The sequence below is a fragment of the Vibrio sp. M260118 genome (genome assembly GCF_036533755.1).
Lineage (GTDB): Bacteria > Pseudomonadota > Gammaproteobacteria > Enterobacterales > Vibrionaceae > Vibrio.
This window is the reverse complement of sequence record NZ_JATABG010000115.1, coordinates 1-9,606: the sequence shown is the minus strand read 5'-3', so window position 1 is coordinate 9,606 and position 9,606 is coordinate 1. Positions and strand designations below refer to the sequence as shown.

Sequence of the window (9,606 nt, the reverse complement as noted above, 5' to 3'; positions counted from 1 at the left end):
GCGCAGGCATATAGCGTGAAAGGCAACGTTTGGTTTGGAGCTAACGTAAATGAAAAAATGGGCTACTTTCTTAGCTGGTAGTGCATGTGCGCTTTCCCTGTTCTCAGGATCTGTGGCGGCGGACGAAAATAAGCAACTGGTGTTCATGAACTGGGACCTTACATCAACAGTAACATCCTAGAACAGTTTACTGAGGAAACAGGCATCAAGGTTATATACTCAACTTACGAGTCGAATGAAACCTTATACGCCAAGCTAAAAACCCACAATCAAGGTTATGATCTTGTCGTTCCTTCTACCTATTTCGTTGCTAAGATGCGTGACGAAGGCATGTTGCAGAAGATTGATAAGTCGAAGCTTAGCAACTTCAATAACCTAGATAAGAACTATCTTGATAAACCCTACGATCGAAACAACGATTACTCTATTCCTCATGTCGTTGCGATTACCGGCCTTGCCGTTAATTCAGATATGTACGATCCCAACGACTTTGATAGCTGGGCAGATCTGTGGAACCCAGAGCTTGAAGGTCAGCTAATGTTGATGGATGACACGCGAGAAGTGTTCCATATCGCGCTGCGTAAACTTGGCTACTCAGGTAACACAACCGATCCGAAACAGATCGATGAGGCTTATGCTGAGCTGCAAAAGCTAATGCCAAACGTGCTAGTGTTTAACTCTGACAACCCTGGTGCGCCATATATGTCCGGTGAAGTTGGTGTTGGTATGCTTTGGAACGGTTCGGCAGCGGCAGCGCAAAATGAAGGTTTAAACCTAAAGCTGGTTTTCCCTAAAGAAGGCGGCATTGGCTGGGTAGATAACTTTGCTATCTCTTCTGGAGCGAAGAACGTAGATGCAGCGCATAAGATGATTGATTTCTTACTTCGCCCTGAGATTGCTGAGCAAATTTCTCGTGATACGGGTTATCTAACTGCGGTTGAAGAGTCTAACGCTAAGTTCAAAGATATTGCCCCACTGTTCCCATCTCAAGGTGATCTCGATCGCGTAGAGTGGCAAGACTCTGTTGGTGACTTAACCACTAAGTATGAAGAGTATTTCTTGAAGCTAAAAGCGGGACAGTAGTTTCTCCTTTAGATTAATCACTTAGTATAAAAATAGGCAGCTTAGGCTGCCTATTTTGCTTTTGGCTGATATACTTAGCTGTTGCTAGGTTTGTCGCCACGACAAGCAAGTTTAATAATCATGTTTTTCAGATGACTCAGTCCGGAGAGGCTGTTTCTGAAAGCACAGATAAAACGGAAAACCAATGAAAAGTAAATTCTACGCAAGCGCACTATGTGCTGCGACGCTATTCGCTGCGCCAGCAATGGCTGCCGATCAAGAGCTTTATTTCTATAACTGGTCTGAATACATTCCAAATGAAGTTCTTGAAGACTTTACAGAAGAAACTGGAATTAAAGTAATCTACTCTACCTACGAGTCTAACGAGAGCATGTACGCTAAGCTTAAAACTCAAGGTTCAGGTTACGATCTAGTAGTACCGTCTACTTACTTTGTATCTAAGATGCGTAAAGAAGGCATGCTACAGCAAATCGATAAGACTAAGCTGACGCATTTTGCTGACTTGGATACAAACTTCTTAAACAAACCTTTTGATCCAAGCAATAACTACTCTATTCCTTATATTTGGGGTGCAACGGGAATTGGTATCAACTCTGACATGCTAGACAAATCATCAGTAACTAAGTGGGATGATTTCTGGGATAGCAAGTGGGAAGGCCAACTGATGATGATGGATGACTCTCGTGAAGTCTTCCACATTGCCTTAACCAAGTTGGGTTATTCACCAAATACAACGAATCCAGATGAGATCAAAGAAGCTTATGAGGAGCTGAAGAAGTTAATGCCTAACGTATTGGTATTCAACTCAGATTTCCCAGCGAATCCATACTTAGCAGGTGAAGTATCACTTGGTATGTTGTGGAATGGCTCTGCCTACATGGCTCGTGAAGAAGGCGCATCAATTGATATCGTATGGCCAGAAAAAGGTACGATTTTCTGGATGGATAGCCTAGCGATCCCAGCGGGTGCTAAGAACATTGAAGCAGCGCATAAGATGATCGACTTCCTATTACGTCCTGAAAACGCAGCCAAGATTGCTTTAGAGATTGGCTACCCAACTCCAGTTGCTACCGCTCATGCTCTACTACCAAAAGAGTTTGCAAACGACACAAGTATTTTCCCTCCTCAAGAAGTGATGGATAGCGGTACCTGGCAAGATGAAGTGGGTGAAGCAAGCGTTCTGTATGACGAGTACTTCCAAAAGTTAAAAGTTGATAACTAAGCAGTTTTAGAACTCGGTTATATACTTAAAGAGCGGCAAAATGCCGCTCTTTTCATGTCAAGCTAATCATCTATGCTTGCTTAGCGCTCGGTTGTTGTAAGCTAAGGATCTCTTCTACAAGCTTAGGTACCTCAATACTGGCTTTGCCATAACGCTTCTCTTCAAACTCGCTCTCTACCGCACTTGGCTCAAGATTGATCTCTATGGTATGCGCGCCATGCATTTTCGCATCATGGACAAAACCAGCAGCCGGGTAAACCACACCAGAAGTACCGATCGAGACAAACAGATCGGCGGCTTCAAGGGCTGCATATATATCGCCCATTCTTAGTGGCATTTCACCAAACCACACCACGTGAGGTCTCATCTGAGAGGGAATTTGGCAGCAGTGACAGAGATCGCCAGTATGGATCTCGCCTTTTTCTTCGATTACTTGGTTCGACTCACTACAGCGTGACTTAAGCAGCTCACCATGCATATGGATCACGTCGCTATTACCACCACGCTCATGTAGGTTGTCGATGTTTTGCGTGATGATGGTCACCGTGCCCTCTAGCTCAGCTTCTAACTTACCAAGGGCATTGTGAGCCGCATTTGGTTTAATTGAAGGGTTTTGCAAACCTAGGCGGCGTTTATTATAAAAATCTTGGACTAGGTCAGGATTGCGTTCAAAACCTTCTGGCGTCGCTACGTCTTCAATTTTATGGTTTTCCCACAAGCCATCTTGAGCGCGAAAAGTCTGAATGCCAGATTCTGCCGAGATGCCAGCACCCGTTAAAATAACAACGTTTCGATAAGGGAAGTTCATACTACATCCTTGTTGGTGTTCTTATAAGCAAGCTTAGCATTCTCTGTTCTCGTTCCCTAGCCTTGCGCCTTAGACAATGGTCGAAGCAATCGCCGTTTTACCTAGTTTTTGTGAGGTTAAACAAAAAGGCAGCCAAGTTGGCTGCCTCTGTTGATGTTTAAACGGCTACTTAATCGCATTGGTATTAGTCTTCATTAGTCGCTGAAATCTTATGGACCGCTAAGTCAGCACCTTTGAACTCGTCTTCTTCAGAAAGACGTAGGCCCGTGACCTTATCGATAACACCGTAAACAATAAGTGCGCCAATCACTGCAATGGCGATACCTGCAAGTGTACCTAGCAGCTGCACAGTAAAGCTCACTCCACCAAGTCCACCTAGTGCGCTTTGGCCAAATATACCCGCAGCGATGCCACCCCATGCGCCACAAATGCCATGTAGAGGCCATACGCCTAGAACGTCATCAATCTTGGTTTTGTTCTGAAGGTAGGTAAACAGGTAAACAAATAGCGCGCCAGCAATCGCGCCTGTGATTAGTGAGCCAATTGGGTGCATCAAGTCAGAGCCGGCACAAATTGCTACTAAACCCGCTAGTGGACCGTTGTGAATAAAGCCAGGGTCATTTCTACCCGCAACAAGTGCAGCAACGATACCACCAACCATTGCCATCAAGGAGTTCATAGCCACAAGGCCGCTAATACCATTAAGAGTTTGTGCCGACATGACGTTAAAGCCAAACCAACCAACCGATAGAATCCATGCACCAAGTGCTAGGAATGGGATGTTAGAGGGTGCAAAGTTTGTATGTTTACCAGCACGAATACGACCTTTGCGCATACCTAGGAAAATAACGGCTACAAGTGCAATCCATCCCCCTACACCGTGAACAACAACGGAACCTGCAAAGTCGTGGAAACCATAGCCAAATTGAGCTTCAAACCAACCTTGTAGGCCATAGTTACCATTCCAAATCATTCCTTCGAAAACCGGGTAAACAAGACCAACAGTAAAGAAGGTGGCAATAAGAACTGGGTAGAAGCGCGCTCGTTCAGCAATACCACCAGATACAATTGCAGGGATTGCCGCAGCAAAAGTAAGCAGGAAAAAGAACTTAACCAGTTCGTACCCGTTACCCTGTGACAAAGTTTGTGCATCCGCGAAGAAGTTCGCACCGTAGGCGACCCAGTAACCAATAAAGAAGTAGGCTAAAGCGGATATACCGAAGTCGGCGAGGATTTTGACCAGCGCGTTAACTTGGTTCTTATGTCGAACAGTCCCGACTTCAAGAAAAGCAAATCCAGCATGCATTAGGAACACCATAATGGCGCCTAGAAGAAGAAAAAGTGTGTCTGAACTTTGAGTCAGGGTTTGAACGGCTCCGTGAACCTGACTAGCTGTTACGCTCATCCGTAAGTGTCTCCATGTTTATTGTAGCGCACCTTTTGTGTGCGTCATTATTCTTTGCTCACCACATTGGTGATTTAGTGTGAAGCCTTGTTGTGGCAAGTAACGTGCCAGTCATTGATAGAAGTGTAATTTCCCGCTAATTGATTGAATTTAAAGAATTAGGTGTTAATTCCTATTGATAAGCATTAATGTATACTTGCACGCTAATGGTGAGTCAGTGCACTGATATGGTGATTCACGCACCAGATTGACGCTATCTTTTTGGGGCAACAAAAAGCCCTGACGTGTCAGGGCTTGTCGATTTGAAAGCTATAAGTGCTATTTAAAGGTTTGGGCCTTTTGAGATTCCAAAGGGTTGGTTGTGCTTGAGCTTGTTCATCCCTTGGAACATTCGTACAAACCACAGTCCTATCGCTATCAAGCCGAACAGCATTCCTACATATGGAATATAGTAAGCAATGTCATCGATCAGGCTATTTTTGTACCAGTAGTCATTGACACCTTTCAGCACTCCATTCGAGGTCGCGACGGTGATAATCAGAACCACAAAATAGGTTAAGTTAAGGAAGAAGGTGCGAATTAATCCGTAGTAGTGTGAATCAATAATCTCTCCATCTTCACCTTTATCTAACCGGTACCCGGCGTAGACGATAGCGATGACACCAGATATCAAACAGGTAAATGGCGTAAAGCAACTGAGTATGTACGCAACCCAAACACCGTTATGAGGTTTGTTCATTCGTCTGCGCTCCTCTTACTTGTTTGTCAGATGCCGTAGAGAATGCATTTGTGCCCTGCTCTTCTGCTTCTTTCGCCATCACTTCTTGATACCACAAATCGTGGTGCTCTTTGGCCCATGTTTCGTCAACTTCACCGGTAACCATACCTTCTAATGCGCCTTCCATTCCAAATAAGCCAATGTAGATATGGAATACGAAACCACAAATCAGAATGAGTGCTGCTAGCATATGGACGAGGTTTGACAGCTCCATATCACGGCGTGTTTGGCCGAAGATTGGGAAATCTAACACCAAACCACTGATGGCAACCACAGAGCCCACTATAATAAGCAGCCAAAACAGTGCTTTTTCACCTGCGTTTGAAAACTCTGCTGAAGGATGAGAGCCTTTGTGTTTGCCGACCATACCACCGAGCTTCATAAACCAAGCGATGTCGACTTTCTTGAAGATCGACTTTCTCCACCATTTAATCAGAACGCATAGCAGTAACACGTAGAAGATTGGACCAATGTAGTTATGGTATTGCTTCGCCAACATGATGATGAAGCCCCATAACTCTGACGGAATATACGGCTTAAGGAAGTGTTTACCATAAACCAACATCAATCCACTAAAGGCCAAGGTTAAGAAAGTAAACGCCATACTCCAGTGAAGGGCACGATCAAGGCGAGACCAACGTTTGATCTTCTTACCTGTTCGAGGTTCACTTAACATTAGCGGACCAATGACGATGTACATTAGTGTAACGAAGGCGATACTGCCGAAAATGGCGACAGCGCCTGCCGGTGACATCCATTTCTCTTTGAGTATGTACCAGGTTTGCCCCGGAGTACTGATTAGCATTCCGTGCTCTGGGAATTGAGACGTCGTGTAGCCCTCTTCGCCTTGACGAACTTGACGCCAAAAGTCGGCGCCAGCCAACTGGGTCATTTCACGTTGTGCAACTTGAGACTCGTTTTGCTCAGCATGCGCGGGCAGCGATAAAGCAAACAGTAATGCTGTCACAAGCGACAGCACTACCAGAGATGCACGTTTAAACATTACAAACATGAATCTCTCCAGTCTTAGCTTTTGGTTGCGTCATAAGACAAATCATTGCCATTGGTCCAACCTGCGCCTTTCGCACCACGCTCGACAACACGCTGACGGAAGATGTCAGACACCTTCTCAGCATCACCTGCCAATAGTGCTTTAGTTGAACATAGTGATGCACACATAGGTAGCTTACCTTCGGCAATGCGGTTAGCACCGTATTTTTGGCGCTCTTCAACAGAACCGGCCTCAGTTTCAGGACCACCTGCACAGAAAGTACATTTATCCATCTTACCGCGCTCACCAAATGCTTCCTGTTTCGGAAACTGAGGCGCACCAAACGGACAAGCAAACAAGCAGTAACCACAACCGATACAAAGATCTTTATTGTGCAGTACAATGCCATCTTCTGTGTGCTCAAAACAGTCTGCAGGACAAACTGCCATACAAGGCGCATCTGTACAGTGCATACAAGCAACAGAGATCGAGTTTTCACCCGGTTCACCATCATTTAACGTGACTACGCGGCGGCGTTGGATACCCCACTCTAGCGCATCGTCATTTTCGTTTTTACATGCAGTGACACAGCCGTTACATTCGATGCAGCGTTTGGTGTCACAAAGGAATTTCATTCTAGCCATTTGTCGACTCCTTAAGCTTTGCGAATGTTACATAGGGTGACTTTGGTTTCCTGCATTTGCGTCACAGGGTCATAACCGTAAGTCGTTGCAATGTTGGCTGATTCACCAACCACATATGGGTCGGTTCCTTCAGGGTATTTACCGCGAAGATCTTCCCCCTGGAATTTACCGCCGAAGTGGAATGGAATAAACGCCATGCCCGGCTTAACGCGTCGAGTGACCATGGCTTTAACGTGGATTCGGCCCTTCTCTGCACCTTCAACCCAGACCATCTCGCCGTCTTTGAAACCTAGGTCATTGGCATCTTTCGGGTTCACTTCAACAAACATCTCTTGCTGAAGTTCTGCTAGCCATGGATTCGAACGCGTCTCTTCACCACCACCTTCGTACTCAACTAAGCGTCCAGATGTTAGGATGATTGGATACTCACCCGATACATCTTTATCCTGAATTGACTTGTACATGGTTGGTAGACGGTAGATAGACTCGCTGTCATCCCAAGTTGGGTAGTCAGCGACTAAATCGCGGCGCGGAGTGTATAGTGGTTCGCGGTGTAGTGGAACTCTGTCAGGGAATGTCCAAACTACCGCGCGCGCTTTCGCGTTACCGAAAGGAATACAACCATGTTTGATCGCTACACGTTGAATGCCACCTGAGAGGTCCGTTTTCCAGTTTTTACCTTCTGCTGCCGCTTTCTCTTCAGCGGTTAGATCATCCCACCAACCCAGTGACTTAAGCAGCTTGTCGCTAAACTCTGGGTATCCGTCTTGGAGTTCACAATCTTTTGAGTAGCTGTCTTCAGCAAGAATGTTTGTCCCTTCGAACTCGACGCCAAAACGGGCACGGAAGTTACCACCACCTTGAGCAACAGGCTTAGAGGTATCGTAAAGAATATGCGTGCCAGGGTGCTTCATTTCTGGCGTACCCCAACATGGCCATGGAAGACCATAAGTCTCACCGTGTGCAACACCACCTTCAGCTTCCAATGTGGTCTTATGGAAGATATGCCAGTTCTGTTGGTGTGCTTTTAAGCGCTCTGGACTTTGGCCAGTATAGCCAATGGTCCACATGCCTTTGTTAAACTCGCGAGTAATGTCTTCGATGAGTGGTTGGTTGTTCTCAACTTTAACGTTTTTGAATAGCTGATCGGCAAAACCTAGCTTCTTAGTTAGCAGGTACATGATTTCGTGATCAGGTTTGGATTCAAACAGAGGATCAACCACTTTGTCGCGCCACTGAATAGATCGGTTCGATGCGGTCACACTGCCATAGGTTTCGAACTGAGTGGTAGCAGGAAGAAGGTAGACACCATCAGTGCGGTCGTTCATTACAGCAGCAACCGTTGGATATGGATCGACAATGACCATCATATCGAGCTTCTGCATCGCCTTCTTCATCTCTACACCGCGAGTTTGCGAGTTTACTGCGTGTCCCCAGTAGAACATGGCGCGAATGTTGTCTTTCTGCTCGATGTTGTCTTTGTTTTCTAGAACACCATCAATCCAACGCGAGACTGGAATACCCATGTTGTTGATTGGTTTTTTACCTCGGTATTCGTTCTGATCGAAACGATCTTGAACCCACTTATGGTCTATATCCCACACTTTTGACCAGTGCTTCCAAGCACCGTCAGATAGTCCGTAGTAGCCAGGAAGAGTATGAGAAAGCACACCAAGGTCGGTTGCACCTTGCACATTATCGTGACCACGGAAAATGTTGGCACCACCGCCAGATTTACCAATGTTACCCAGTGCCAACTCGAGTACACAGTATGCACGAGTGTTGTTGTTACCTGTGGTGTGCTGAGTTCCCCCCATACACCAAACGACACAACCAGGACGGTTTTCTGATAACAGCTTTGCGGTTTTATATACGTCAGCTTCAGATACGCCAGTAACGCGTTCAACTTCAGCAGGGTTCCACTTCGCGACTTCTTGACGGATTTCATCCATACCGAATACACGTTGGCGGATAAACTCTTTGTCTTCCCATTTATTAGCGAAAACGTGCCATAGCAATCCCCAAATGAAAGCAACGTCTGAACCCGGGCGCAGTGAAACATAGTGGTCAGATTTGGCTGCAGTACGAGTGCGGCGAGGATCGGCAACCACAATCTTACAGTTGTTCTTCTCTTTTGCGATTAAGATGTGCTGCATTGCCACTGGGTGTGCTTCTGCTGGGTTTGAGCCAATGAACAGCATCGACTTACAATTATGCATATCATTGAAAGAGTTGGTCATCGCGCCGTAGCCCCAAGTGTTAGCTACACCAGCCACAGTTGTTGAGTGACAGATACGTGCTTGGTGATCGACGTTATTGGTTCCCCAAAGCGATGCCATTTTGCGGAACATGTAGGCTTGCTCATTACTGTGCTTAGCGCTTCCTAGCCAATAGACTGAATCAGGACCAGATTCTTGGCGAATATCGAGTACTTTGTTGCCAATCTCTTCAATTGCTTGATCCCAAGAAAGTTTTTTCCATTTACCGCCTTCGAGCTTCATCGGATACTTAAGACGACGTTCTCCATGGCCATGTTCGCGCAGCGCAGCGCCTTTAGCACAGTGTCCACCAGCGTTAAATGGGTGATCAAATGCGGGCTCTTGGCCTGTCCAAACGCCATTCTGAACTTCTGCGTAGATACCACAGCCAACTGAACAGTGTGAGCAGATAGTACG

General features: G+C 46.0%; 7 protein-coding genes and 1 pseudogene. 2 read left to right on the top strand and 6 right to left on the bottom strand.

Going from position 1 to position 9,606, the window contains the following annotated elements; all coding sequences use genetic code 11:
* The first annotated feature begins 49 nt into the window (after nt 1–49).
* Nucleotides 50–1,083: pseudogene (locus QTO00_RS09035) on the top strand (extracellular solute-binding protein).
* 184 nt (nt 1,084–1,267) lie between these two features.
* Nucleotides 1,268–2,305, top strand: coding sequence for an extracellular solute-binding protein (locus QTO00_RS09030; RefSeq protein WP_331424400.1), 1,038 nt, complete (start codon nt 1,268–1,270; stop codon nt 2,303–2,305).
* Between the two features lie 70 nt (nt 2,306–2,375).
* On the opposite strand, the gene cobB is transcribed toward QTO00_RS09030, so the two are convergent.
* The 6 genes from cobB to QTO00_RS09000 form a co-directional block, all read right to left on the bottom strand.
* Nucleotides 2,376–3,113 (bottom strand): Sir2 family NAD+-dependent deacetylase, encoded by a 738-nt coding sequence (gene cobB / locus QTO00_RS09025; RefSeq protein ID WP_331424399.1) that lies wholly within the window; start codon nt 3,111–3,113, stop codon nt 2,376–2,378.
* 184 nt (nt 3,114–3,297) lie between these two features.
* Nucleotides 3,298–4,518, bottom strand: coding sequence for an ammonium transporter (locus tag QTO00_RS09020; RefSeq protein WP_331424398.1), 1,221 nt, complete (start codon nt 4,516–4,518; stop codon nt 3,298–3,300).
* Between the two features lie 322 nt (nt 4,519–4,840).
* Nucleotides 4,841–5,257: a hypothetical protein gene (locus QTO00_RS09015; RefSeq protein ID WP_331424397.1), complete on the bottom strand. Its 417-nt coding sequence runs from the start codon at nt 5,255–5,257 to the stop codon at nt 4,841–4,843.
* Complete coding sequence (locus QTO00_RS09010; RefSeq protein WP_331424395.1) at nt 5,241–6,308, bottom strand: formate dehydrogenase subunit gamma; 1,068 nt, start codon at nt 6,306–6,308, stop codon at nt 5,241–5,243. Before QTO00_RS09010 ends, QTO00_RS09015 begins: the two co-directional genes overlap by 17 nt.
* A 14-nt stretch (nt 6,309–6,322) precedes the next feature.
* Nucleotides 6,323–6,931 carry a formate dehydrogenase FDH3 subunit beta gene (gene fdh3B, locus QTO00_RS09005; RefSeq protein WP_006962293.1) on the bottom strand — a complete coding sequence of 203 codons (609 nt, stop codon included), beginning with the start codon at nt 6,929–6,931 and terminating at the stop codon, nt 6,323–6,325.
* An 11-nt stretch (nt 6,932–6,942) separates the two neighbouring features.
* The coding region (locus QTO00_RS09000) for a formate dehydrogenase subunit alpha (protein WP_331424392.1) at nt 6,943–9,606 on the bottom strand (2,664 nt) is incomplete at its 5' end.